At 69.2% G+C, this 24284-nt stretch carries 26 protein-coding genes; 19 read left to right on the top strand and 7 right to left on the bottom strand.

Annotated elements, in window-relative coordinates; genetic code table 11:
• Window positions 1-89 precede the first annotated feature (89 nt).
• On the top strand, window positions 90-518 hold the full coding sequence (locus VF106_RS29350; protein WP_330843113.1) for a hypothetical protein: 429 nt from the start codon (window positions 90-92) through the stop codon (window positions 516-518).
• 24 nt (window positions 519-542) lie between these two features.
• Here the strand turns inward: VF106_RS29350 and VF106_RS29345 are convergent, their stop codons facing one another.
• A complete protein-coding gene (locus VF106_RS29345; RefSeq protein ID WP_330843112.1) occupies window positions 543-1193 on the bottom strand; it encodes an O-methyltransferase in 651 nt (216 codons plus the stop codon).
• A gap of 152 nt (window positions 1194-1345) precedes the next feature.
• Between VF106_RS29345 and sigE the strand changes: the two genes are divergently transcribed.
• Genes sigE through VF106_RS29320 form a run of 5 tightly spaced genes read left to right on the top strand, consistent with a single transcriptional unit; the run spans window position 1346 to window position 5228 of the window.
• Window positions 1346-1990 carry an RNA polymerase sigma factor SigE gene (sigE, locus tag VF106_RS29340; protein WP_414639090.1) on the top strand — a complete coding sequence of 215 codons (645 nt, stop codon included), beginning with the start codon at window positions 1346-1348 and terminating at the stop codon, window positions 1988-1990.
• Window positions 1987-2583 carry an anti-sigma factor family protein gene (locus tag VF106_RS29335; RefSeq protein ID WP_330843110.1) on the top strand — a complete coding sequence of 199 codons (597 nt, stop codon included), beginning with the start codon at window positions 1987-1989 and terminating at the stop codon, window positions 2581-2583. Before sigE ends, VF106_RS29335 begins: the two co-directional genes overlap by 4 nt.
• A gap of 42 nt (window positions 2584-2625) precedes the next feature.
• Window positions 2626-4176, top strand: a complete 1551-nt coding sequence (locus VF106_RS29330; RefSeq protein WP_330843109.1) for a trypsin-like peptidase domain-containing protein — start codon at window positions 2626-2628, stop codon at window positions 4174-4176.
• Window positions 4177-4224: 48 nt separating this feature from the next.
• Window positions 4225-4629 carry a Sec-independent protein translocase protein TatB gene (gene tatB / locus VF106_RS29325; protein ID WP_330843108.1) on the top strand — a complete coding sequence of 135 codons (405 nt, stop codon included), beginning with the start codon at window positions 4225-4227 and terminating at the stop codon, window positions 4627-4629.
• The gene (locus VF106_RS29320) at window positions 4626-5228 is read left to right on the top strand and encodes an HD domain-containing protein (protein WP_330843107.1); all 603 of its coding nucleotides are present in this window, start codon (window positions 4626-4628) and stop codon (window positions 5226-5228) included. Before tatB ends, VF106_RS29320 begins: the two co-directional genes overlap by 4 nt.
• Window positions 5229-5556: 328 nt before the next feature.
• On the opposite strand, the gene VF106_RS29315 is transcribed toward VF106_RS29320, so the two are convergent.
• Entirely contained in the window at window positions 5557-6684 is a 1128-nt protein-coding gene (locus VF106_RS29315; protein WP_330843106.1) for an Mrp/NBP35 family ATP-binding protein, read from the bottom strand.
• 38 nt (window positions 6685-6722) lie between these two features.
• On the opposite strand from VF106_RS29315, the gene VF106_RS29310 reads away from it, so the two are divergent.
• A complete protein-coding gene (locus VF106_RS29310) occupies window positions 6723-7175 on the top strand; it encodes a MarR family winged helix-turn-helix transcriptional regulator (protein ID WP_330843105.1) in 453 nt (150 codons plus the stop codon).
• Window positions 7176-7178: 3 nt separating this feature from the next.
• Here VF106_RS29310 and VF106_RS29305 read toward each other — a convergent pair whose 3' ends face one another.
• The 4 genes from VF106_RS29305 to VF106_RS29290 are packed head-to-tail and all read right to left on the bottom strand — an operon-like array spanning window position 7179 to window position 11587.
• Window positions 7179-7706, bottom strand: a complete 528-nt coding sequence (locus VF106_RS29305; protein ID WP_330843104.1) for a DUF1003 domain-containing protein — start codon at window positions 7704-7706, stop codon at window positions 7179-7181.
• Complete coding sequence (locus tag VF106_RS29300) at window positions 7699-8955, bottom strand: magnesium transporter MgtE N-terminal domain-containing protein (RefSeq protein WP_330843103.1); 1257 nt, start codon at window positions 8953-8955, stop codon at window positions 7699-7701. Before VF106_RS29300 ends, VF106_RS29305 begins: the two co-directional genes overlap by 8 nt.
• A gap of 30 nt (window positions 8956-8985) precedes the next feature.
• Entirely contained in the window at window positions 8986-10722 is a 1737-nt protein-coding gene (locus VF106_RS29295; RefSeq protein WP_330843102.1) for a serine/threonine-protein kinase, read from the bottom strand.
• Window positions 10723-10741: 19 nt separating this feature from the next.
• Window positions 10742-11587, bottom strand: a complete 846-nt coding sequence (locus tag VF106_RS29290) for an aminoglycoside phosphotransferase family protein (RefSeq protein WP_330843101.1) — start codon at window positions 11585-11587, stop codon at window positions 10742-10744.
• An 84-nt stretch (window positions 11588-11671) separates the two neighbouring features.
• Between VF106_RS29290 and VF106_RS29285 the strand changes: the two genes are divergently transcribed.
• The 11 genes from VF106_RS29285 to VF106_RS29235 all read left to right on the top strand — a co-directional run bounded on the left by VF106_RS29285 (window position 11672) and on the right by VF106_RS29235 (window position 23104).
• A complete protein-coding gene (locus VF106_RS29285; RefSeq protein WP_330843100.1) occupies window positions 11672-12727 on the top strand; it encodes an HpcH/HpaI aldolase/citrate lyase family protein in 1056 nt (351 codons plus the stop codon).
• Window positions 12724-13569, top strand: a complete 846-nt coding sequence (locus VF106_RS29280; RefSeq protein ID WP_330843099.1) for an HpcH/HpaI aldolase/citrate lyase family protein — start codon at window positions 12724-12726, stop codon at window positions 13567-13569. Before VF106_RS29285 ends, VF106_RS29280 begins: the two co-directional genes overlap by 4 nt.
• A gap of 230 nt (window positions 13570-13799) precedes the next feature.
• Window positions 13800-14081, top strand: a complete 282-nt coding sequence (locus tag VF106_RS29275) for a hypothetical protein (RefSeq protein ID WP_330843098.1) — start codon at window positions 13800-13802, stop codon at window positions 14079-14081.
• Window positions 14082-14548: 467 nt separating this feature from the next.
• Entirely contained in the window at window positions 14549-15343 is a 795-nt protein-coding gene (locus VF106_RS29270; protein WP_330843097.1) for a slipin family protein, read from the top strand.
• Window positions 15344-15352: 9 nt separating this feature from the next.
• Complete coding sequence (locus tag VF106_RS29265; protein ID WP_330843096.1) at window positions 15353-16270, top strand: hypothetical protein; 918 nt, start codon at window positions 15353-15355, stop codon at window positions 16268-16270.
• 412 nt (window positions 16271-16682) lie between these two features.
• Entirely contained in the window at window positions 16683-17876 is a 1194-nt protein-coding gene (locus VF106_RS29260; protein ID WP_330843095.1) for an acyl-CoA dehydrogenase family protein, read from the top strand.
• A 176-nt stretch (window positions 17877-18052) separates the two neighbouring features.
• Window positions 18053-18574: a YflT domain-containing protein gene (locus VF106_RS29255; protein ID WP_330843094.1), complete on the top strand. Its 522-nt coding sequence runs from the start codon at window positions 18053-18055 to the stop codon at window positions 18572-18574.
• Window positions 18575-18788: 214 nt separating this feature from the next.
• Window positions 18789-20117 (top strand): extracellular solute-binding protein, encoded by a 1329-nt coding sequence (locus tag VF106_RS29250; RefSeq protein ID WP_414639089.1) that lies wholly within the window; start codon window positions 18789-18791, stop codon window positions 20115-20117.
• Window positions 20114-21046, top strand: coding sequence for a carbohydrate ABC transporter permease (locus tag VF106_RS29245; RefSeq protein WP_330843092.1), 933 nt, complete (start codon window positions 20114-20116; stop codon window positions 21044-21046). Before VF106_RS29250 ends, VF106_RS29245 begins: the two co-directional genes overlap by 4 nt.
• 1 nt (window position 21047) lies before the next feature.
• The gene (locus VF106_RS29240) at window positions 21048-21917 is read left to right on the top strand and encodes a carbohydrate ABC transporter permease (protein ID WP_330843091.1); all 870 of its coding nucleotides are present in this window, start codon (window positions 21048-21050) and stop codon (window positions 21915-21917) included.
• Between the two features lie 5 nt (window positions 21918-21922).
• The gene (locus tag VF106_RS29235) at window positions 21923-23104 is read left to right on the top strand and encodes an ABC transporter ATP-binding protein (protein ID WP_330843090.1); all 1182 of its coding nucleotides are present in this window, start codon (window positions 21923-21925) and stop codon (window positions 23102-23104) included.
• Between the two features lie 92 nt (window positions 23105-23196).
• Here the strand turns inward: VF106_RS29235 and VF106_RS29230 are convergent, their stop codons facing one another.
• A complete protein-coding gene (locus VF106_RS29230) occupies window positions 23197-23427 on the bottom strand; it encodes a hypothetical protein (protein ID WP_330843089.1) in 231 nt (76 codons plus the stop codon).
• 64 nt (window positions 23428-23491) lie between these two features.
• Here VF106_RS29230 and VF106_RS29225 point away from each other — a divergent pair, with 64 nt between their 5' ends.
• A complete protein-coding gene (locus VF106_RS29225) occupies window positions 23492-24271 on the top strand; it encodes a hypothetical protein (RefSeq protein ID WP_330843088.1) in 780 nt (259 codons plus the stop codon).
• Window positions 24272-24284 lie beyond the last annotated feature (13 nt).

Below are 24284 nucleotides of genomic sequence, written 5' to 3'. Positions count from 1 at the left end.
GAACAGGTCGCTCAGGTGCGTCCTGGCGGCCTTCCGGCGCAGGCTGGGCAGTGGCCACACAGCCATCTCAACTGGGGAGAGGAACTGAGATGAAGCATGTAGTGACACTGATGGCCGTCGCGGCGTTCGCACTGGTCCCGACGGCCACGTCGGCCGCTGCCGCGCCGACGGAAGGCGGGTTCTCCAGCTACCTGCGTGGCGTGAAGGCGGGCTTCAACAGCCGCACGTGGACCGACCAGAACAGTGACGCCGTGAACACCGCGATCCACCTCCGGTACTGCGTGATCGACGAGGACTCGTCGATCACGCCGGAGCTCGTGGTCAGGTTGTGGCGCGAGCGCTTCGGGCCGGACCAGAAGGTCGGCACCGACAAGCTGTACCGGTGCGCCGGTCGTGGTGAACGGAAGAGCTGGGGCCGGGTCCCGTCGGGCAAGTACCACTTCGAGGTCCGATCGGTGAACGGCGGCGACAGCCTGCACGTGTCGACGCGTGCCAACGGAGTCGTGGTCGCCTTCTGAGTCGGGTGCCGCCGGGGCCCGGGGTCACCGGGCCTTGGCGGCCAGCAGCAGTCCGTCGCCCAGCGGGAGCAGCACCGGGACCAGGCGGTCGTCGTCGCGGACGTTGCGGGCCACCTCGCGCAGGGCGACCGTCTCGGCATCGCGGCGGGCCGGGTTCGCGACACTGCCCGCCCACAGCACGCTGGCGAACGCGATCACGCCGCCGGGACGCAGCAGCCGCACGCCCTGCTCGTGGTAGCCGGGGTACTCCTGCTTCGCGGCGTCCACGAACAGCAGGTCGTAGGCCTCCTCGGTGAGTCTTGGCAGCACGTCCAGCGCCCGGCCCATGATCAGCCGGGTGCGTCCCGACGCGATCTTGCCGTCAGCGAAGGCCCGCTTCGCCGCCGCCTGGGGCTCCGGGTCGACATCGATGGACGTGAGGACGCCGTCGGAGGTCATGCCGCGGAGCAGGTACAGGCCACTGACGCCCGCCCCCGTGCCGACTTCGACCACGGCCTTCGCCTGCAGTGAGGTCGCCAGGAAGCGCAGTGCCGCGCCGGTGCCCGGGGATACCGGGGCGGCGCCGAGCCGCTCGCCCCGCCTTCGTGCGGTGGCCAGCGTGTCGTCCTCGGTGAGGTAGCCCTCGACGTACGCGTGCAACGCGTCCGAGTCGATCGTCGGCGTATCGGATGCCACGAAGTGTGAGATTAGCGTTGTCGACCCCGGAACCGGGTGATAAGGGCCAGGTCGATTCTCAGGCGGTTCTCAGACGACTCTCACTAGCTTCATATCAGCGCCCGACATCATTCACGGTGACACCACGAGACAGGTCGGGGGATGGGAACACGATGAACACGGTGAGCGTTGAGCGAGGCAGTGGGTTTACCGACCCGGAAGAGGTGGCACACGCCCCGATGCCTACGCAGACAGCCGACGCCGCGCCCGTCGCCCTCGACGACGCGTCCACCTGGACGCCGCCTTCGTGGGACGAGGTGGTCCGCGAGCACGCCGACCGTGTCTACCGCCTCGCCTACCGCCTGACCGGTAACGCGCACGACGCGGAGGACCTCACCCAGGAGACCTTCATCCGGGTGTTCCGGTCGCTCGCGAACTACAAGCCCGGCACGTTCGAGGGCTGGCTGCACCGCATCACGACCAACCTGTTCCTCGACATGGCCCGCCGTCGCTCGCGGCTGCGCATGGAGGGGCTGCCGGAGGACACCGACCGGCTCGCCGGCGACGACCCGAGCCCGGAGCAGGTCTATGTCGCGAACCACCTCGACCCGGACCTGCAGGCCGCGCTGGACGAGCTGCCCCCGGAGTTCCGGGCCGCGGTCGTGCTGTGTGACGTGGAAGGCCTCTCCTACGAGGAGATCGGCGCCACGCTCGGCGTGAAGTTGGGTACTGTGCGCAGCAGGATCCACCGTGGGCGGCAGGCCCTGCGCGCGTCGCTGGAGCGGCGCCGGGAACTTGTACGGGAGGGTAGGTCGTGACCGACGAGCGCGGTTGGGGTCTGTCCGATCAGCACTTACTTCCGGACGTGGTCGTGGCGTTCGTCGACGGAGAGCTGTCGCCGACCGCCCACGACCGGGCGTCCTCACATCTGGCCAGGTGCGCGGTCTGTGCCGCCGAGACAGCGGCGCAGCGTCAGGCCGCGTCGGCCGTCCAGTCGGCCAACGCGTTCTCCGCGCCGGCCGGGCTCCTCGCGAACCTTCGGGCCATCCCCCAGCAGGTCGAGATGCCGGAGATGCCGGACGGTCTCGCCATGACCGACGACGGCCAGCTTGTCGCCGTCCAGAGACCGGACCGGGTCGCGGCGTTAGGGGGAACCGCACCGCTGGGAACATCTCCCAGACTCGGCGAGGGCCGCGCGGTCCTCGGGCGTAGGCCTGGCCGCCGTGCGGCGCAGGGCGCCGGCGTCGTGGTCTCCGGGCTCGTGCTCGGCGCGATCGCGCTCGCCAGTTCCGCCAGCGGCGGCGCCGACCAGGACCAGCCCGCACCCGCCACCGGTGACCGACCCTCGATGGTTGGCGGCGGCATCCAGCAGGCCGGCCACGCCGCCCTGCTGCTCACCAACGGGCAGTAGCACAACGCTGACTTCACCGTCCCTCCGGCACGCTTGGCAACGATGAGCGACCAGTGGAATCCCGAGCCGGGCACGCCGTCGAACGGCAGCGCCGTTCCCGGCGTCAACGTCCCCAGTGACGACCGGCCCCGACTCGGGCCACGTCCGTTGCAGCGCCCTGCCGTCGATCCCGGTGCGGCGGCCGCGTTCGGCCGGCCAGCAGGCGTGGACGGGGCTTTCTCACCCCAGGCCGGTAGGCAGCCGTCCCTGGGTGAGCTGAAGACCGCGCCGCCCGCGCCGGAAGCACTCGTGTCCGCGTTCGGCCGGCCCGAGGGCAGCACGGAGGTGCTGCAGCGCCCGCCGACCGACGAGCACGGTGTCAACGGCGTGGACCCCTGGGACCCGGACGCCGCGCACGACCCGTGGCGCGACCCCTCCTCCGGCGCCGTGATCGGGCCGCCCGCGAAGGGACCGGACGCCGACCGGGACTCCGACAAGCCGAAGGCCAAGCCGTCCGCCCAGCTGCTGAGCCTGCCCGAGGTGCTGTTCGGGCGCCGGGTGAAGGTGTCCGCGCTGGTCTTCCTCGCCGTGTTCGCCCTGGTCATCGGGGTTGGTGGTGGAATAGCCGCGTACTTCGTCGCCGAGCGGGGCGACCAGCTCTACAGCGACGCCACGCTCGCCGAGGTGCAGCCGGCCAAGGAGCGGGAGCCGGGCTCGGTCGCGGACATCGCGCAGCGTGTGCGGCCCGCGGTCGTCACCATCGAGGTGCGGTCGGACCAGGGCGCCGGGGTCGGTTCCGGCGCGATCATCGACAGCGCCGGGTACGTCCTGACCAACGAGCACGTCGTCACGCTCGGTGGCGTGGTGTCCGCCGGGCAGCAGATCACGGTCGTGTTCAACGACGGCAAACGTGCCGAGGCGAAGCTCGTGGGTTCCGACCCGAAGATGGACCTCGCGGTGGTGAAGGTCGACGAGGACGTCAGCACGGTGATCCAGCTCGGCACGTCCGCCGATCTTGCGGTCGGCGACACGGTCCTCGCGATCGGCTCGCCGCTCGGTGAGACCGACACCGTGACGCTCGGCATCGTCAGCGCACTGAACCGGCCGGTCGTGGTCGGCGAGGAGGACGGGCAGCCGGCGGTGTACGACGCGATCCAGACCGACGCGGCGATCAACCACGGCAACTCCGGCGGCCCGCTGGTCGACTCGACGGGGGCACTCGTCGGCATCAACACCTCGATCATCTCGACGTCGGCCGAGGGCGGCAACATCGGCCTTGGCTACGCCATCCCGATCGACGACGCGCGGCCGGTGGCTGAGGCGCTGATCCAGACGGGCAAGGTGAACCACGCCGACCTTGGCGTGAACGCGGCCTCGGTGTCGGCGCAGACGGCGGAGGGCGCCCGGATCCAGAACGTGCGCGAGGGCGGCGCGGCGGCCCAGGCAGGCATCAAGCAGAACGACGTGATCCGCAAGGTTGGCGACCGGGTCATCGCCAACGCGGCGGAGCTGATCGTCGCCGTGCGGCAGCACAAGATCGGCGACACCGTACCCGTGGTGCTGGCGCGCGATGGACGCGAGCTCACGGTTCAGGTGACGTTGCAGTCGGATTGACGGGCTACGCTGGAGATGATGCGGGCCGCGCGCGGGAGGTAGGCCACAGTGTTCGACAGTATTGGCTGGTCCGAGATCCTGATCTTGGTCGTGGCGGGCCTGTTCATCCTCGGTCCGGAGCGGTTACCGGGTGCGGCCGCCGCGCTCGGCCGCAGCGTGCGCAAGGTCCGTGAGTACGCGACCGGCGCCAGGGAGCAGCTCCGCGACGAGATGGGCGACGACTTCGACCAGCTGCGCAAGCCGCTGCAGGACCTGCAGCAGCTGCGGAACTTCGACCCGCGCCGCGCGGTGACCAAGCACCTGTTCGACGACATCGACGTCCCGAACGGCAGCAGCACCAAGCCCAACGGGCACACCCCGCCGGCCACCACTCCGGCGCCCGAGGTCTCGAAGCCCGCGACCCCCACGACACCGTCGACCGGTGAGGCGAAGTTCGACCCCGACGCCACATGACGTCGCTGCGTCGGGCCCTCACGGACCCGCCGCTTCGACCGTTGCCGGACAAGGCACGGGAACTCCTGGAGGCGCTGGAGGCGCCGCCCCGGCTGGCCGCGCACCTGCGTGCGGTGCACGACGTGGCCTGGCAGCTGGCCGACTGGGTCGAGCGGCACCATCCGACAGCTGCCTTCGACCGCGATGCCGTGCTGTTCGGTGCGGCGGTCCACGACATCGGCAAGACGGTCCATCTCGGGGAGCTGTCCGGGCCGGGCAGCGCGCACGAGCCCGCCGGCTACGAGATCCTGCTAACTCACGGTGTCGAGGCGCGATGGGCGAGGTTCGCGCGTGACCACGGGTCGTGGGGCACGGCCAGCGACCTCGACGACCTGCTGGTGAGCCTGGCGGACAAGGTCTGGAAGGCGAAACGGGTGCAGGACCTGGAACAGCTGGTCACGGACCGCCTGGCCATGGCGAGCGGCCAGGAGCCGTGGCAGGTGTTCATGGCCCTGGACGACGAGCTGAGCCGGATCGCGGCGGGCGCCGACCACCGGCTTGCCTTCCAGACGAGCTACCCGGTGACGGCGGCGGCCTCCGGCCCCCGTGATCCAGCCTAGCGGCGGCCACCGACAGCGAGGCGCCGGTTATCCCCAGGGTGTGGACAACCGCGGTGGCTGTGGACAGCGCGTGTCCAACGCCAGGGACACGCGTGTCCAACAATCTGAACCGCTGAGTTCGACAACCGGAGGGCGGCGTGCCCAAGGCGTTTCGGGCGACGCGTTTTGTTGAACTCAGCGGTCTCAACCGTTGGACTCGCGGGTCTGGGATGTTGGACACGCGGGGGTTGTGGACAGGGGGACGGTCGTGGGTCGGAAGTGTCGGTGCTGTGCCGTAGGCTCGAAACCGGGGGCCGGAGGCCAAGCGGCTCGTTGTCCCGGGGGCGGGTCAGGCCGGGGAGACCGAGAGCATGCGGCCCGACAGGCCCCGGGCCCTGGTCGAGAGCCTCGTCGCGATGCGGGTCAGTTCCTGGGCCGCCGCCGAGTCCGGGATCGACATCACGATCGGCTCGCCCTTGTCGCCCGACTCGACCACTCGTGGGTCCAGGGGGACCTTGCCCAGCAGTGGCACGTCCGAGCCGATGGTGCGGGTCAGCGACGCCGCCACGGTCTCGCCGCCGCCGGAGCCGAACGGCTCCATCCGCGAGCCGTCGGGCAGCTCCAGCCACGACATGTTCTCGATGACGCCGGTGATGCGCTGCCGGGTCTGCATGGCGATGGCGCCCGCGCGCTCGGCCACCTCCGCCGCGGCCTGCTGCGGGGTGGTCACCACCAGCAGTTCGGCGTTGGGCAGCAGCTGGGCCACGGAGATCGCGATGTCGCCGGTGCCCGGGGGGAGGTCAAGCAGCAGCACGTCCAGATCGCCCCAGAACACGTCCGCCAGGAACTGCTGCAGGGCCCGGTGCAGCATCGGCCCGCGCCACACCACCGGGGTGTTGCCCGGCGTGAACATGGCGATCGAGATGACCTTCACGCCGTTGGCCTCCGGCGGCAGGATCATCTTCTCCACGCGGGTCGGCTTGCCGTGAGCGCCGAGCATCCTCGGCACCGAGTGGCCGTAGATGTCCGCGTCGACCACACCAACCGACAGCCCGCGTGCGGCCATCGCCACGGCCAGGTTGACCGTCAGGCTCGACTTGCCGACCCCACCCTTGCCCGAGGCCACGCAGTAGACCCTGGTCATGGAGCCGGGCTCGGCGAACGGGATGCGTGGCTCCTCCGACGTGCCGCGCAGCTTCTGCCGCAGCTCGGTGCGTTGCTGGTCGGACATGACGTCCAGCTCGACCGTCACGTGCCGCACGCCGTCGACCGAGGAGACGGCCGACGTCACATCGCGCGTGATCTTGTCGCGCAGGGGGCAGCCGGACACGGTCAGGTAGATCTCCACGTGCACGGTGCCGCTGTCGCCGATGGACACGTTCTTGACCATGCCCAGGTCGGTGATCGGCTTGTGGATTTCCGGGTCCTGGACGGTGGCCAGCGCCGCACGCACAGCCTCGACATCTGGAGTGGTCACCCCACCATGCTACGGCCCCGTTCCGTACCATCGTCCCCGTGGCGGAACCCGGAGTAACACGTTCGCCGACCACGACGGAGCTCGACGCGTGGCGATCATTCCTCCGCGCCCACGCGCGGATGGTGCGCGTGCTCGAAACCGAGCTGGTCGCCGAGCATCCCATCACCCTCGGTGCCTACGACGTGCTCGTGCAGCTCGCCGAGGCCCCGGACCGCCGGCTGCGGATGGCCGAGCTGGCCGACGCCGTGCTGCTGTCCCGCTCCGGCGTCACCCGGCTGGTCGACCGGCTGGAGGTCGCGGGCATGGTCACGCGGGAGCGCTTCGGCGGCGACGGCCGCGGTGTGGTCGCCGTGATCACGACCAAGGGCATCGACACGCTGCGTGCCGCGTCCCGCACCCACCTCGCCGGGGTGGTCCGCCACTTCGTCGACCACATGGACCCCGACGAGCTGGCCTCGCTCGGCGCCATGTGCGCCCGCTTGGCCGAGTAAGGGTCAGGTCTCCGCCCAGCGGTGGTCGTCGCGGACCGTGTCCGCCGACGGCCGGGACTTGCGGGGTTTGACCTTGAGGTCGGCGCGGAGGCGTTCGAGCTCGTTACGCAGGTAGTCCCGGGTCGCGACCTCGCCCACCGCGAGTCGCAGGGCGGCCAGCTCGCGGGCCAGGAACTCCGTGTCCTCCTTGGTGCGGGCCGCGCGAGCACGGTCCTCCTCCAAGGACACGCGGTCACGGTTGTCCTGGCGGTTCTGTGCCAGCAGGATCAGCGGCGCCGCGTAGGCCGCCTGTGTGGAGAACGCCAGGTTCAGCAGGATGAACGGGTACGGGTCCCAACGCAGGGACGCGGCCGTCAGGTTCAGCGTGATCCACACGAGCACGAACAGGGTCTGCCAGAACAGGAACTTGCCCGTGCCAAGGAACCTGGCCAGCCGCTCGGACACGCGGCCGAAGGCCTCAGGGTCGAAGGAGAGCCGGAAACCGGGGCGTTTCGGCTGGTCAAGCCGTCGCCGGGACAGCAGGTCAGGCATCCGCGTGCTCCTCGCTGCCGGAGTCCCGCCACCCGACGGGCAGCAGGTGGTCCAGCACGTCGTCGACGGTCACCGCACCCAACAGGTGCTCGTTGTCGTCCACCACCGGCGCGCACACCAGGTCGTAGGTGGCGAAGTACCTGGTCACCTCGTTCAGCGAGGCGGACGGCGACAGCCGCGCCAACTCGGTGTCCACCGCACTCGCCACCAGCTCGCCCGGCGGCTCACGCAGCAGCCGTTGCAGGTGGACGCAGCCAAGGTACCGGCCGGTGGGCGTCGCGGACGGCGGCCGGCACACGAACACCATGCTGGCGAGCGCCGGGGTGAGGTCCGGGTTGCGCACCATGGCCAGTGCTTCGGCGATCGGGGCGTCGGGCATCAGCACGATCGGCTCGGGGGTCATCAACCCGCCCGCCGTGTCGGCCGAGTACGCCAGCAGCCGGCGTACCGGGTCGGACTCCTGCCGTTCCATCAACCCCAGGAACCGGTGCCGGTCCAGCTCGGTCAGCTCGGCGAGCAGGTCGGCGGCGTCGTCGGGTTCCATGGCCTCCAGGATGTCCGCCGCCCGTTCCTCGTCGAGGTGCAGGAGCAGTTCCTTCTGGTCGTCCTCGGGCAGCTCCTCGAACACGTCCGCGAGCCGTTCGTCGTCGAGCGAGTCCACCACCTCGTAGCGCCGCTTCGCCGGTAGGTCCTGCACGGCCGCGGCCACGTCGGCGGCCCGCATGCCCTCGAACACGCTCAGCAGGTGCGTCGTCCCCTGCGGCGCCGACGCCAGGTCCGTGACACCGGGCGCCTCGATCTCCTCCCAGCGCAGCACCTGGATCGGGCCGCGCCGGGACAGCCGCCCGATGCGCTCGCGGATCGCGACCCGGCTCAGTACCCAGTCCCGTGTCCTGGTCAGCTCCATCGCCGTGTCGACCAGCACGGCGGGGCTGCCGGTCTCGATGATCACGGCCCGCGCGTCCAGCAGCTGGCCGACGACCAGCACCTCGTTGGGCCGCTGGGTGAACCGGCGCAGGTTGACCGAGCCGGTGGCCAGGGTGACCGCGTTCGCGTCGATCGAGGTGACCCGCAGCATCGGCACGAAGATCCGCCGGCGCGTCGCGAGCTCGACGACCGCGCCCAGCACACGCGGTGCGGTGCGGTCGGGCCGGAGCACCGCCACCACGTCCCGGATCTTGCCGATCGACTCGCCGTCCGGCCCGAACACCGGTAGTCCGGCGAGTTGCGCGACAAAGACCCTGCTCACGCTGGCAAGGCTAGCCGTCCGTGGCGATGTTCACCCGTTGGTGAGCTCCTTCACCAGCGTCGGGTCGAGCACATCGGCCAGGTCGGCGTAGGGCACGTCGACCGTCTGGATGCCGCACGCGTTGGCGCGGTTGAACGCCGGTAGCTCGACCGTGAAGGACGCGTGGTCAGGGGTGAACGCCACGGTCACCGCGTCCCCGAGGTCGTCCTCGGTCAGCACGAACTCGCCGGCCGGGGTGCTGAGGTCCGCGCACAACCGGTCGGGCGAGTGTGCGAGCAGCACGTCGGCGAGGGCCTTCGGTGCGCCCGGCCGAAAGACGCGCGACGGCGGCAGCGCCTCGCCGGTCCGCAGGTCCACGGTGACCGCGTCGAAGCTCTGCCACGAGCTGTTCGAGATCAGGCTCGCGTCGGGCAGGTTCTCGTACCGGACCGAGAGGTAGTTCGCGTTCCGCAGCAACACCGTGGCGCGGACGGTGATCGTCACCGGGTCGTCCCAGCGCTCGTCGTCGCTGTCCCGCATCATCTGGCGGACGCCGGCGAACCCGTCCCGCAGCTCACGGATCCGCGCGTCGACCGGGCCGCGGAGCGCGTCGTTCAGCGCGGCCGCGTTCCCGACCCCGGACACCTCCACGAGCTCCGCGGTCACCGCCACGTTGAGCTGGTAGCTGGCCCGTTCGGTCCGCGTGCTCACGGACAGGGATTCCTGCGCGACGGCCGGCGGGTCCTCACCGGTGGTGGTGATGACGATGACCGCCGCGCTCACGACCACCGCCGCGCCGATGACCGCCGCGGCGATCTTGGCGACCACCGCGCCGGCCGCGGTCTTCGCGGCCACGGCCGAACTGGCCGCGCCGGCGGCGCTCGCGGTCGCGCCGCCCGAGGTGAGCACGCCGGTCGACGACACCAGCCACGCCATGGGTGAGGCCGCGAGGAGGGCACCGGCGAACCCGGCGAGCCGGGCCCAGCCCTTGGACTCCCAGTCCTTGCCGTACCCGGCGACGGCGGCCGCCTCGAGTTCCGCCACGAACGCCGCCGCGCTCGGTGGCCGCTGGCGCACGTCCTTGGCCATGCCCCGCGACACCAGCGCGCGGACCGGTTCCGGCACCTGCTCGACGGGTGGGGCGGCGAACTGGTGCGCGTGCCGGAGTGCCTCGGTGCCCGTGTCCCGGAACGGGCGGAAACCCGTGACACACAAGAAGAACACGCAGGTGGCCGCGTAGACGTCGGTGGCCGGTGTTGCTGGGCCGCCCCGCCACTGCTCCGGCGCCGTGTAGGCCGGCGTGCCGCCGGAATGTCCACTGTGGCCGGACAGGAGCGCGATGCCGAAGTCCACCAGCTTGCTCTGGTGGTTGGGCTGCACCAGGACGTTGCCCGGTTTGTAGTCGCGGTGCACGGTGCCGGTGTCGTGTGCGGCGGCCAACCCGAGCAGTGAGCCCTTCAGGATGGCGAGCGCCGCCTCGGGGGTGAGTGCGCCGTGCTGGTCGAGGATCGCCTTGAGCGACACGCCGGGCACGGCCTCCATCACGATCGCCGCCCTGGCCGGGGTTTCGACGAACTCGTACAGGCGCGCGACATGTGGGCTCACCACACGGCGCAGGATGGCGGCCTCGTGGCGGAACTGGGCGCGGGACGACTCGTCGGCGGCGTGCAGGTACTTGATCGCGACGACCCGGCGGGACGCGTCGTGCCGGGCCAGCACCACGCGCCCGAACCCGCCCTCACCGAGCAGGGTCAGCTGCGTGTATCCCGGCATCGTCCACTCAGACACGACCAGACGGTAACCGGGGTCAGGCCAGCAGCGCGGCGATTCGCGCGCACTGGACGCCGAACTGGTCCTCGCCGGCGTAGAGCCGGTTGTCGACCGCGCGCATGAATGTCCACTTGCGCGCGAGCACCGGGTCCAGTCCGGCCCGGTCGACGACCGCGGCCAACCGGTCGAGCGTGGCGGTCTCGTCGAACCGGTTCCACAGCAAGGGGATGAGCCCGAACTCGCGGTCGCCGGCGATGGGCTTCGGGTCGATCACCAGCCACGGTTCACGTTCGCCTCGGAGCACGTTCTCGAAGTGAAGATCCTCGTTGACCAGGTGATCGCCGGCACGCGGACCCAACTCGCGACAGTAGGCGACGGCCTGCTCGACCAGTTCGTCCGGCAGGAGAGCGGTGTTCTCCTCTGGGAACTCGCGGACCCAGCGGGCGGCCGTGTCCCGCATGTGGCGGATTCCGGGCGGGGCGGGCCGGTCCAGCCTGCCCAGAAGGCTCGTGATGACGGCGAGTGCCTCGTTCGTCGGCACGTTCGCGAGCGAGGTGTGCGGGTCGAGGCGCTCCAGCAGCAGTGCCCAGGCGTCGGGGTCGTGTGCCAGCAGGCGTACCGCCCCGTCACCGTCCCAGATGGACAGCGCGAGTGCCTCGTGCTCGGCCTCGTCGTGTGGCCAGGTGATCTTGAGCATGGCGGGTTCGCCGGAGGCCCGCCGGACGGGGAGCACGAGCGCACACACCCCGTGCATGGGCTCGCCGTCGAGGGTCAGGTCCCAGCGGGCGAGGCACGACTCGGCCAGTGCGGGCAGGCCGGCGAGCCATTCCGCGCCTTCCTCGCCGAAACCCCGCGTGAAGCCTTCTGGCACGGTCAAGGACATGCCTCGAGCGTGGCGTAGCCGACACGTGCACGGCGAGCGGGTTTCTCACGGCCTAGGGTTACTGGCAAGTAGTTGGGAGGCTTGATGAGGTCACCGAAGGACTTCTTCCGTCCGCTTGCCGTCGGCGCGCCGGAGCCGCCGCGGCAGATCCCGTTCCGCCCCTCCCGGATGATCCACTTCTTCGATCCGGGCAACGAGAAGATGGCGGCCAAGGTCCCCGGTATGGTCGGCCAGGCCGACGTGCTGCTCGGCAACCTCGAGGACGCCGTGCAGGCCGACCGCAAGGAGATCGCCCGCGCCGGGCTCGTACGCATCGCCAGCGAGGTGGACTTCGGTGACACGCAGCTGTGGACGCGGGTCAACAGCCTCGACTCGCCGTGGGTGCTCGACGACCTGATCACGCTGGTCACCGAGGTTGGTGACAAGCTGGACGTGATCATGGTGCCGAAGGTCGAGGGCCCCGAGGACATCCACTACGTCGATCGTCTGCTCGCCCAGCTCGAGGCGCGCGCCGGCCTGACCCGCCCGCTGCTCGTGCACGCGATCCTGGAGACCGCGAGCGGCGTGTCGCGGGTCGAGGAGATCGCGCAGGCCAGCCCACGCATGCAGGGCATCTCGCTCGGTCCGGCCGACCTCGCCGCGAGCCGGCGCATGAAGACCACCCGTGTGGGCGGCGGTCACCCGGGCTACCTCGTGCGGACCGACCCGGTCGGCGAGGACCTGACCGAGGGGCGGGTCACCTACCAGCAGGACCTGTGGCACTACACGGTCGCGCGCATGGTCGACGCGTGTGTACAGGCCGGGATCCTGCCGTACTACGGCCCGTTCGGCGACATCCGCGACACGGTCGCCTGCGAGGACCAGTTCCGCAACGCCTACCTGCTCGGCTGCGTCGGCGCGTGGAGCCTGCACCCGGCACAGATCGCGATCGCGCGGAAGGTGTTCTCGCCGGAGCCCGCCGAGGTGGCGTGGGCCCGCCGCGTGATCGCCGCCATGGGCGACGGCACGGGCGCGGTCATGCTCGACGGCAAGATGCAGGACGACGCCACGGTGAAGCAGTGCCAGGTGATCGTGGCACTGGCTGACGACCTGGCCGCCCGCGACCCGGAGCTGGCGGCGCTCTACAAGGAGGCGTCGTGAAGCCCCGCAGGTCGGTTCTCTACATGCCGGGCGCGAACGAACGTGCCCTGGAGAAGGCGAAGACGCTGCCGGCGGACGCGCTGATCCTCGATCTGGAGGACGCGGTGGCCCCGTCGTCGAAGTCGGCGGCGCGGGACCGCGTGTGTTCCCTGGTGGGGTCGTACGGCTCCCGCGAGGTGACGATCCGGGTCAACGGCGCGGGCACCCCGTGGCACGCCGACGATCTCCGTGCCGTCGGCGAAGCTGGCCCGTCGGCGGTCGTGGTGCCGAAGGTCAACTCGGCCGACGAGGTCCACGCCATCGAGAAGGCCCTGTCACACGCCCCGGACCACACGGCCATCTGGGCCATGATCGAGACCCCGGTTGCGGTGCTGAACTGCGCCGCGATCGCGGCCGCCTCGGAACGGCTGACCGTGCTCGTGCTGGGCACCAACGACCTGGCGAAGGAGCTGACGGCGGCGCAGGTCCCGGGCCGCGCGCCACTGCTCGGCCCACTGTCGATGTGCGTGCTGGCGGCCCGCGCGACCGGCCGCGTCATCCTCGACGGCGTCTACAACGACGTCCGCGACCTGGACGGGTTCGCGGAGGAATGCCGGCAGGGCAGGGACTTCGGCTTCGACGGCAAGACACTGATCCACCCGGGCCAGGTCGACCCGTGCAACGAGATCTTCGCCCCCTCGGCAGCCGAGGTCGAGCACGCACACCGCGTCATCGCCGCCTTCGAGGAGGCCCGCCGCGAGGGCCGCGGAGTGGCCACAGTGGACGGCAGACTGATCGAGAACCTCCACGTGGCCAACGCGGAACGCACCCTCGCACTGGCTGAGGCGGTAGGCAACAGCTGACCCGCCCCTGTCGGTGCCCGCCGGTAACGTTGAACTCGGGGGACCCCTGGCGCACGAATGGGACTTTCGCTCGGGCATCGCCCGATCGGGTTGTGGATGCCCGACCGCGAGCCCCGTGTTCTGTCGGTGCCCCCGGGTAGCGTGGAAATCGGGGGGCCCCGGCGCACGAATGGGACTTTCGCTCTGACATCGCCCGATCGGGTTGTGTATCGCGGGGCGAGGTGTACGGCTTGTCGCGGCGGGCGGCGGGCGGCGGGCGGCGGGCGGCGGGCGGCGGGCGGCGGGCGGCGGGCGGCGGGCGGCGGGATGCCGCTTTCGTGAAGGCCGGTGTCCTGAACGACGCGTTGGGGGCGGTCAGCGACATGAGCGGGTCTTTCGGGGCATCGCCCGTGGCGCGAATACATATTTCGCAGCGCATGGCTGCGCGCCCCCGCATCGCCGGCGAGCGTGCAGCGCCCGCCGCGGTTGTGCTGGTGAACTCGGAGACTGTTATTCCGTCGGCCGGTGCCTGACCTGCGAAGTCGGTGTCCCAAGGGTGCCCCTTGAGACGCCAACCTCGACCCGCCGATGATCTTGTCGGGTGTCGCATCGTGCGAGAGGTTCGGGACACCGGTCGTGGCAAGTCCACCGGGTCGCGCCCCGAGCCACCAAGACCATCGGTGATCTGGGCTCAACGTCCCATGGGTGCCCCTCAGGACATCCGCCTGCCGCCGCACGGCTGGGCGCTGTGCGCCCGGCGCCCCCGGCGCACCAATGGGACTCTCGCTCGGGTTGGGTGGGTGAACCGGTCGCTCGCGGGCCCGGAATTGTCGGTGCTCGCCGGTAGTGTGGAAATCGGGGGGCCCCCGCCGACGAATGGGACTTTCGTGCAGGTGGGGTGGGGTGCGCCTGGCGGGGTGAGGTTGCTTCTCTCGGCGTCTTCTGGCCGGCGATTCGGCGTAGCATCGGTGGGGAGGGGAAGCCGGCCGCGGGAGGCACCATGGTCGCCTACAGCATCCTCCTGATCCTCGCGGTGATCCTGATCGTCGCGTCGTCGTGTCTGCGTGTGATCAAGCAGTACGAGCAGGGCCTGATCTTCCGGTTCGGGCGGGTTCTGCCTGGGGTGCGGTCGCCGGGGTTGGCCGCGATCGTGCCCGTCGCGGACAAGCTGCAGAAGGTCAACATGCAGATCGTGACCATGCCGGTCCCCGCGCAGGAGGGCATCACCAGGGACAACGTCACCGTTCGGGTGGACGCCGTCGTCTACTTCAAGGTCATCGACCCGGTCGCGGCGGTCGTGAAGGTCGAGGACTACCGGTTCGCGGTTGGGCAGGTCGCGCAGACCTCGCTGCGGTCCATGATCGGTAAGAGCGACCTCGACGACCTGCTGTCCAACCGTGAGCGGCTCAACCAGGGCCTGGAACTGATGATCGACAGCCCCGCGCTGGAGTGGGGTGTGCACATCGACCGGGTCGAGATCAAGGACGTCGCGCTGCCTGAGTCGATGAAACGGTCCATGTCGCGGCAGGCGGAGGCCGAGCGGGAGCGCCGCGCGCGGGTCATCTCCGCGGACGGTGAGTACCAGGCGTCGCAGAAGCTCGCCGAGGCGGCCAGGGTCATGGGTGACACGCCGGCCGCGCTCCAGCTGCGCCTCCTGGAGACCGTGGTGCAGGTGGCCTCGGAGAAGAACTCGACGCTCGTCCTGCCGTTCCCGGTCGAGCTGCTCCGCTTCCTCGAACGCAACACCATCCCGGAGCGCAAGACCCCCGACGGGGAGGAACCGCCCCCCACATAGGGTTGCGCGGTGGGGTTGTTCAACCGAAAGCGGCCAGGACCCGACGAGCCGCCCGACGAGACCCTGCCGGAGCTGACGGTCAGCGGCGCGCAACGCCTCCGTGACCTTGTCCGCGGCAGCATGGCGACTTCCGGGTACGAGGTGACGGTCTACGCCGGGCACGTCGAGGACGCGGACGGCCGTCAGTTCGGCCTGGGCAGCTTGGCGCGCCGGCTCGCCGATCCCCGGATCGCGGGCAAGCACTGGCCCCAGATCATCGAGGACCACGTCCGCCGCCTGCTCGCCAGCGTCGACGGCCCCGACGAGTTCGACGTCCCCACCGAGGACCTGCTCGGCCGAACCTACCTGCGCCTGTACGAGGCGAGCTCGCTGCCGGACAACGGCTGGTGGTCCTACGGCCGCGAGGCCCTGCCCGGCGTGCTGGAGCTGCTCGCACTCGACCTGCCGGACTCGGTCGCCACGTTCAACGACGAACAGGTCGGCAAGCACGGTCACCACCGGCTGCGGGCGGCGGGCCTGGCCAACCTGCGGCGCGAGGAGGCCGACGAGCGGGCCACGTTCGACGGCGTGGAGATCCTCGTCGGGTCCATGTTCATGGCGTCGACGATCCTGGTGCTGCGGGACGTCATCCTCCGCACCACCGGGGAGGCGCATCTGCCCAACGGCGTCCTCGTCGCGGCGCCCTTTCGGCACCAGCTGATGTATCACGTGCCGCGTGACGCCCAGGTGATCCCAGCGTTGAACGCGATGGCCGGGAACGCGGCCGCCGGATACGACACGGAGGTCGGTCCGCTCACCCCGCACGTCTACTGGTGGTTCGACGGAGCGTTGCAGCAGATCACCAATCGTGACGACACGGGGGCGATCGAGATCCGCGTCGAGGGTGGTTTCGGCGAGGTGCTCAGCCGGCTCGTGCCGGGGTTGTGATTCGAGCACGGAGTGTCATGTCTGTTACCGAACAGAGATATGACGTCACACATCGTCAAAGGTTGCAGTGAGATAACGCACAGATAACGGCTTAAGCTTGCCTCCGACCCACGGGTTTAGGTGAAGGTGTGGGCATGGGAAAGCATCGACTCAGCAACATGGAGGGGCGAAGAGGGCCCCGTCTGTTTGGCCGCTCTCGTCGAGACGACCTGTTCGAGCGCAGCTTCCAATCCTGCCGTGACTGCGGGGCCGACGTGTACGTGCTCGCCGACGACTGCCGCGACTGCGGTTCGCAAATCGAGCTACGCGCTTCCTGAGTGGTACTGCGCACAACCTCCGCGCGAACGAGCGTTAACCGGTGGATACTGACCGGTAACTACAGCGCTGTCGCAGCCCGGAGGGAGCCGAAAAAATGGCCCGTCTTGCCCAGACCGCCGGCCTGACCGACGTTCAGCAGGAAATCCTCGCCACCGTCCGTGACTTCGTCGACAAAGAGATCATTCCGCACGCACAGGCGCTCGAACACGCGGATGCCTATCCGCAGGACATCGTCGACGGGATGAAGGAGATGGGGCTGTTCGGCCTCACCATCCCCGAGGAGTACGGCGGTCTCGGCGAGTCCCTGCTGACCTACGCGCTCGTGGTGGAGCAGATCGCGCGGGGCTGGATGAGCGTGTCCGGCGTGATCAACACGCACTTCATCGTGGCGCACATGATCCGCCACCACGGGACGGCGGCGCAGAAGGAGAGCCTCCTGCCGCGGATGGCGACCGGCGAGGTGCGTGGCTCGTTCTCGATGTCGGAGCCGGACCTCGGGTCCGACGTGGCGGCGATCAAGACCCGGGCGAAGCGCGACGGGGACGGCTACGTCATCGACGGCGCGAAGATGTGGCTCACCAACGGCGGCAGTTCCAACCTCATCGCGGTGCTCGTGAAGACGGACGAGGGCGCCGCGAAGCCGCACGAGAACCTGACGGCGTTCCTGGTGGAGAAGCCGGAAGGGTTCGGCGAGGTGGCGCCGGGTCTCACCATTCCCGGCAAGATCGACAAGATGGGTTACAAGGGCGTCGACACCACCGAGGCCGTGTTCTCCGGGTACCGGATCGCCGATGACACCGTGCTCGGCGGCGTTCCGGGCCGCGGGTTCGCGCAGATGATGGACGGCGTCGAGGTCGGCCGGGTGAACGTGGCGGCCCGCGCGTGCGGCATCGCGATCCGCGCGTTCGAGCTGGCGATCGACTACGCACAGCAACGCAGCACGTTCGGCAAGCCCATCGCCCAGCACCAGGCCATCGCGTTCAAGCTGGCCGAGATGGCGACGAAGGTCGAGGCGGCCCACCTGATGATGGTGAACGCGGCCCGGCTGAAGGACTCCGGCCAGCGCAACGACGTCGAGGCCGGCATGGCCAAGCTGCTGGCGTCGGAGTACTGCGCGGAGGTCACGCAGGAGTCGTTCCGCATCCACGGCGGCTACGGCTACTCCAAGGAGTACGAGATCGAACGCCTCATGCGCGAGGCCCCGTTCCTCCTCATCGGCGAAGGCACGAGCGAGATCCAGAAGACGATCATCAGCCGAGGCCTCCTCCGCGAGTACCGCTCCCGCTAGCCGCGAGTCGCGCGTTCGACCCCCGCGAGTCTCGCTTTCAGCGCCGCGAGTCGCGCGTTCGGCCACCCCGAGTTGCGGTTTCGAGTACGGGTGGCACGAACCGGCCGGTGTCGGGTTAGCACTGTTCGCCCTGTGTTGGCAGGATGGTGTCAACTGCTGAACTGAGGTGAGCAACGGTGACCGGTGCGTTCTCCGGCGGGGCACGGGGGAGCCAGGCGCTCCCGAAGGTGCCGACGCCGCCGTCTGGCTGGCCCATCGGGTCCTACAGCACGTACCAGGAGGCCCATCGCGCGGTCGAGTACCTGGCGGGCAACGAGTTCCCCGTCCAGGAGGTCACGATCGTCGGCGTGGACCTCATGCTGGTCGAGCGGGTCATCGGCCGGTTGAGCTGGCCGAAGGTCCTCGGCACGGGAGCGCTGTCCGGCGCGTGGTTCGGGCTGTTCGTCGGTCTCCTGCTCGGGCTGTTCAGTTCACAGACGATGTCGTTCGCGCCGATACTCGTCGGTCTCGTCGCGGGCGTCGTGTTCGGGTTGGTGTTCGCGGCCGTCGGCTACGCGACCACACGGAGTTCCGGCCGGGAGATCGCGTCGGCGAGCCAACTGGTCGCGGGCCGTTACGACGTCTTAGCCCAGCCGCGCAACGCCGAGAAGGGGCGGGACCTGCTCGCCAGGCTGGCCATGCGCCCGCAGACCGACTGAGGCTCGCCCCCGTCCGCCCCTTTGTTACAGGCCGTGCCTGAATCGTTGCCCAACCAGGTTGCGGCCCGTGATCAACAGGCCTAGCGTGCTTGCACCGAGCGACACTGGTGTTGTTCAAAACACGTTCTCGTGGCGCGTCGCCGTGCTTACCCGGCTGGGCGGACTCCTCCCGGGCCGAGTCGGACGTGCTCGGTTCGTTAGGAGGCGGGAAGCGATGGGCATTGCCCCATTCAGGGGCCAGCCGGTGACTGGGCGACGTCGGCTCTTCACCGCGTTGGCCGCCGGGCTCGTGGCCGCGCCGATGGTGGCGGCATGCGGGACCGAACAAGGCAACATCATCACCCTTTACTACGCGGACCAGGAGTACGTTCCTGGGATCGTCGCGACCTGTAACGAGCAGGCCGGGGATGAGTACGAGATCGTGCACCGGGTGCTGCCCCGGGACGCGGACGGCCAGCGCGAGCAGATGGTGCGCAGGCTCGCGGCCGAGGACAGCGATCTCGACCTGCTCGGCTTGGACGTCACCTGGGTGCCGGAGTTCGCAGAGGCGGGCTGGCTGGCCGAGTTCACGGGGAGTAACAAGGAGGCGGCTTCCGAGGACGTACTGGAGATTCCGCTCGAGACGGCCACGTGGAACGACAAGCTGTACGCGGCCACGATGAACACCAACGTCCAGCTGCTGTGGTACGACAAGACGCTCACCCCCACGCCACCGGAGACGTGGGAAGAGATGCTCGAGATGTCCCAGGAGCTGAAGGACGAGGGCAAGCCGTACGAGATCCTGTTCACCGGGGCTCAGTACGAAGGCCTCGTGGTCGCCTTCAACACCCTGGTCAACTCGGCGGGCGGGCACATCCTGTCCGAGGACGGCACGAAGGTCGAGATGGACAGCGGCGCGATGGCCGCGCTGCGGATGCTGCAGAAGGTCGCCACGTCCGGGCTCGTCAGCCCGTCGTTGAGCGCCTCGCAGGAGCAGCAGATCCACGAGGCCTTCGCGGCCCCGGACACCAAGGCGGCGTTCCAGATCAACTGGCCGTACGTCTGGGCGGTCACCCCGACGCTGAACGAGGAGAAGGCGGAGAACCTGGCCTGGGCGCCACTACCCGGGCTCGACGGTCATCCCGGCGCGGCGACCGTCGGCGGCTTCGACATCGGCGTGAGTGCCTACTCGCAGAAGAAGGACCTGGCGTTCAAGGCCGCGCTGTGCCTGCGTAGCGCGGAACAGCAGAAGTACGCGGCGATCTGCGCCGGCGTCCCGCCGACGCTGGAGTCGCTCTACTCGGACGAGACGCCGATCGCTCCGTGCAAGCCAGAGGTGAGCCAGGACCGGCTCTCGATGGCGGACGCCTATCCGATGAAGGAAACCATCCTCGACGAACTGGAGACCGCGTCGGTGCGACCGTTGACACCGGTGTACCAGAACCTGTCGACGATCACGTCGAAACTGCTCTCGCCGCCGTCTGACATCAACGTCAACCAAACCGCGGGCGAACTGCGTGAGCAACTGAACGAAGCCCTTCAGTCGCAAGGGGTGCTGCCATGACCGTGACTGCGGAACCTCAGAAGGCCGCGCCGGAGACCAAAGCGAAAATCGGCCTCAGCGAGGGCAAGCGGGCCGAGCGGAGGCTCGCCTGGTGGCTCTGCGCGCCTGCGGTGATCGTCATGCTGGCGGTCACCGCGTGGCCGATCATCTACTCGATCTGGCTTTCGTTGCAGCGCTACGACCTGCGCTTCCCCAACGACACCGAGTTCGTCGGCCTCGACAACTACATCGCGGTGCTGTCCAACGGGTACTGGTGGACAGCGTTCGGCGTCACGATGCTCATCACCATCGTGTCGGTCGTCATCGAGCTGGTGCTCGGCATGACGCTGGCGCTGATCATGCACCGGGCGCTGGTCGGCCGTGGCCTGGTCCGCACGGTGTCGCTGATCCCCTACGGGATCGTCACCGTGGTGGCCGCGTTCTCCTGGTTCTATGCGTGGGACCAGAGTTCCGGCTACCTGACCGGCATGGAGTCGGCGCCGCTGACCTCGCAGTGGTCGTCGCTGTTCATCATCATCCTCGCCGAGGTGTGGAAGACGACGCCGTTCATGGCGCTGCTGCTGATGGCCGGTCTGGCACTCGTGCCGGAGGACCTGCTCAAGGCGGCGTCGATGGACGGGGCGAGCGCGTGGCAGCGCTTCACCAAGGTGATGGTTCCGGTGATGAAGCCGGCCATCCTGGTGGCGCTGCTGTTCCGCACGCTCGACGCGTTCCGGATCTTCGACAACATCTTCGTGCTCACGAAGGGACAGAACGACACGTCGTCGGTGTCCATGCAGGCGTACAACAACCTGCTCAAGGGTCTGAACCTCGGTATCGGCTCCACGATGTCGGTGCTGATCTTCATCGCGGTGGCGATCATCGCGTTCCTCTTCATCAAGGTGTTCGGTACCGCGGCACCTGGCAGCGACACCGAAGGGAGGCGCTGAGATGGCCGTGGCCACTCCCACTCGTACACCAGTGCTCTCGACGCCGGGTGGCAAGAAGGCGACCTGGACGCTGATCAACATCATCGTCGTGGTCTACGCGCTGTTCCCGGTCGCGTGGATCGTGTCGCTGTCGCTGAAGTCGTCGGAGTCGTTGACCGACAAGAACTTCTTCCCCGTCGACCCGACGTTCGAGCACTACGAGACGATCTTCTCCAAGGAGAGCTCGCTCTTCATCCGGCCGTTGATCAACTCGATCGGCATCTCGCTGATCGCCACGCTGATCGCCGTCGTGCTCGGCACGATGGCCGCCTACGCCATCGCGCGGCTGGACTTCCCCGGCAAGCGGGCGCTGATCGGCTTCTCCCTGCTGGTCGCCATGTTCCCGCAGATCTCGCTGGTCTCGCCGCTGTTCGAGATGGAGCGGGTGCTCGGGCTGTTCGACACCTGGCCGGGTCTGATCCTGCCGTTCGTCACGTTCGCCCTGCCACTGGCGATCTACACGCTCTCCGCGTTCTTCCGGGAGATCCCGTGGGAGCTGGAGAAGGCGGCCAAGATGGACGGTGCCACGCCGGGACAGGCGTTCCGCAGGGTGATCGCGCCGTTGGCCGCACCAGGGGTGTTCACCACGGCGATCCTGGTGTTCATCTTCTGCTGGAACGACTTCCTGTTCTCCATCTCGCTGACCTCGACCGAGGCATCGCGGACGGTGCCCGCGGCGTTGGCGTTCTTCACCGGTGCCTCGCAGTTCGAGTCGCCGACCGGACCGCTGTCCGCGGCGGCGGTCATCATCACCATTCCGATCATCGTGTTCGTGTTGTTCTTCCAGCGTCGCATCGTCGCGGGGCTGACGTCTGGTGCCGTGAAGGGCTGAGGGAAATGGCTGAGATCGTCCTTGACAAGGTGACCAAGCGGTACCCGGACGGTGCCCTTGCTGTGTCCGAGGTGGACATCCAGATCGGCGACGGCGAGTTCGTCATCCTCGTCGGCCCGTCCGGCTGCGGTAAGTCCACGATGCTCAACATGATCGCGGGGCTGGAGGACATCTCCTCCGGCGAACTGCGGATCGACGGCCAGCGCGTGAACGAGAAGGCGCCGAAGGACCGGGACATCGCGATGGTGTTCCAGTCCTACGCGCTGTACCCGCACATGAGCGTGCGGGAGAACATGGCGTTCCCGCTTCGGCTGGCCAAGGTGGCCGACGCCACCGTGAAGCAGAAGGTGGAGGAGGCAGCACAGATCCTGGATCTCACGCAGCACCTCGACCGCAAGCCGGCGAACCTGTCCGGTGGCCAGCGGCAGCGTGTGGCCATGGGACGCGCGATCGTCCGCAGCCCCAAGGCGTTCCTGATGGACGAGCCACTGTCCAACTTGGATGCCAAACTCCGCGTGCAGATGCGCACCTCGGTGTCCAAGCTGCAGAAGCAGCTGGCGACGACGACGGTGTACGTGACCCACGACCAGACCGAGGCCATGACGCTCGGCGACCGGGTCGTGGTGCTGCGGGGCGGGATCGTGCAGCAGGTCGGCTCGCCGCAGTTCCTGTACGACAACCCGGCCAACCTGTTCGTGGCGGGGTTCATCGGTTCGCCCGCGATGAACTTCATGCCGGCGACACTGGAGAACGGCCAGCTGTCGACGGGGCTCGGCCAGGTCGCGCTCTCGGACCGGGTGCGCAGGCTGGCGGAGTCGGCGAAAGCGCCTCGCCAGGTGATCGCCGGGATCCGCCCGGAGCACTTCGAGGACTCGCACGTGCTCGACGACTCCACGCTCGCGAGCGGCAGCACGTTCCGGGCCACGGTGGACGTGCTGGAGTCGATGGGTTCGGACAAGTACGCGTACTTCACCGTGGAAGGTGAGGTCGCGACGTCGGCCGAACTGGACGAGCTCGCGGCGGACGCGGGCTCGGCGGACGTCCCGTCGAGTGGCGCGCAGCTGGTGACCCGCCTGTCGGCCGCCTCCGGTGCGGCGGAGGGCGCGGAGCTGGAAGTCTGGTACGACACGGACAAGATCCAGCTGTTCGACCCGTCAAGCGGTAAGAACCTGACGTACTCGGAGTAAGGCGAGAGGTGTTGCCGCCGGCGCACGCCGGCGGCAACACTGGCCTTGCTGCTCATTAGGCGTGTTGGGGCTCGTGCAGCGCTATGAACGGCTCAGAAGTAGTCGCCGTTGGTCGCCGCGGGATCGGTCGCCGCACGCGGTGTCGTTAGCGCGCCCATGGCTGGCGTCCGGCCGAAGAGGCGTGCGATCGCGAGGTTCGGCCCCCGAAACCAGCGCTCCGGCCCGATGTGACCGCCGAGGACGTCACGCTGCTCCTCGCCACCGCTCCCGGTGAGAAAACGCCGGAACGCGACCGGCGGCGGTGGGTGGTGCTCGCCTTGCACGCGTTGTCGGCGGGTTGACGCCCGCGGTGCAACCCCGCGCCCGGTCGCGTCCGTCGTTGTCGGCGTGAGGATCTTCTGGGGAGCCGCGGCGCTCATCCTTCTGGTGGCGGGTTGTGCGCCCGCGCCTGTGCCTGGGCGGGGTGACGGCGTCGTTCTGCTGGTCGACTGGCGCGGGGGTCTTGTCCCGAGCTACGAGGTGATCGACCCGCCGGACTTCGTTCTGTACGGGAATGGCCAGGCGATCGTGCGGGAGGATCGCGACACCGATGTGCTGAGGCTGGTCGAGTACCGCCTCACGCCGGAGCGCGTCCAGACGCTGTTCGAGGAGGCCGAGGACGCCGGGTTGTTCGACGACGAGGACTACTCGTTCGACGAGCAGGTGCCCGACGGCGGGACCCTGATGATCGTGCTGCGCACCGAGGAGCGGGAACACGTCGTCGAGATCCCCGTGCCCGGCCTGGCCGATTCCGGCGCTCGGGACGACGCCACCGAGTTCGCCAAGTCCCTGACGCCGTCGAACTGGGCGGCCAGCGACTTCAGCAGACGCTCCTCCCCCTATCGCCCGGGCCGGGTCGCGGTGACCTACCAGGTCAGAGAGCCGACCGCGACGCCGAGCAAGTACGACACGGTGCCGCGCAGGTGGCCGCTGGCCGAGCCCGAGCCGATCCACGATGGTTGTGTCGTGCTCACCGGTGAGACCGCGACGCGGGCACAGGAAATCGGCGAATCGCGGTCGAGGTCGACGCTGTGGCAGCACGACGGCGTTGAGTTCCACGCCTGGATCCGGCCCTTGCTCCCCGACGAGGCGGACTGCGACGAGATCGAACAGCGCTACTTCGAGTAGGTGGCGCCCCGGA

The sequence above is a fragment of the Actinophytocola sp. genome (assembly GCF_036378875.1).
In the GTDB taxonomy this organism is placed as follows: domain Bacteria; phylum Actinomycetota; class Actinomycetes; order Mycobacteriales; family Pseudonocardiaceae; genus Actinophytocola.
The sequence above is the reverse complement of the archived record's forward strand: the minus strand, read 5'-3'. Positions and strand labels throughout refer to the sequence as shown.

Bases quoted from the DNA above. Each gene is read 5' to 3' on its own strand.
- VF106_RS29330 (WP_330843109.1), top strand. From the start codon at position 2,626: ATGAGCGACCAGTGGAATCCCGAGCCGGGCACGCCGTCGAACGGCAGC.
- VF106_RS29350 (WP_330843113.1), top strand. From the start codon at position 90: ATGAAGCATGTAGTGACACTGATGGCCGTCGCGGCGTTCGCACTGGTC.
- VF106_RS29240 (WP_330843091.1), top strand. From the start codon at position 21,048: ATGGCCGTGGCCACTCCCACTCGTACACCAGTGCTCTCGACGCCGGGT.
- VF106_RS29250 (WP_414639089.1), top strand. From the start codon at position 18,789: ATGGGCATTGCCCCATTCAGGGGCCAGCCGGTGACTGGGCGACGTCGG.
- VF106_RS29260 (WP_330843095.1), top strand. From the start codon at position 16,683: ATGGCCCGTCTTGCCCAGACCGCCGGCCTGACCGACGTTCAGCAGGAA.
- VF106_RS29245 (WP_330843092.1), top strand. From the start codon at position 20,114: ATGACCGTGACTGCGGAACCTCAGAAGGCCGCGCCGGAGACCAAAGCG.
- VF106_RS29285 (WP_330843100.1), top strand. From the start codon at position 11,672: ATGAGGTCACCGAAGGACTTCTTCCGTCCGCTTGCCGTCGGCGCGCCG.
- VF106_RS29290 (WP_330843101.1), bottom strand. From the start codon at position 11,587: ATGTCCTTGACCGTGCCAGAAGGCTTCACGCGGGGTTTCGGCGAGGAA.
- sigE (WP_414639090.1), top strand. From the start codon at position 1,346: ATGAACACGGTGAGCGTTGAGCGAGGCAGTGGGTTTACCGACCCGGAA.
- VF106_RS29235 (WP_330843090.1), top strand. From the start codon at position 21,923: ATGGCTGAGATCGTCCTTGACAAGGTGACCAAGCGGTACCCGGACGGT.
- VF106_RS29270 (WP_330843097.1), top strand. From the start codon at position 14,549: ATGGTCGCCTACAGCATCCTCCTGATCCTCGCGGTGATCCTGATCGTC.
- VF106_RS29320 (WP_330843107.1), top strand. From the start codon at position 4,626: ATGACGTCGCTGCGTCGGGCCCTCACGGACCCGCCGCTTCGACCGTTG.
- VF106_RS29305 (WP_330843104.1), bottom strand. From the start codon at position 7,706: ATGCCTGACCTGCTGTCCCGGCGACGGCTTGACCAGCCGAAACGCCCC.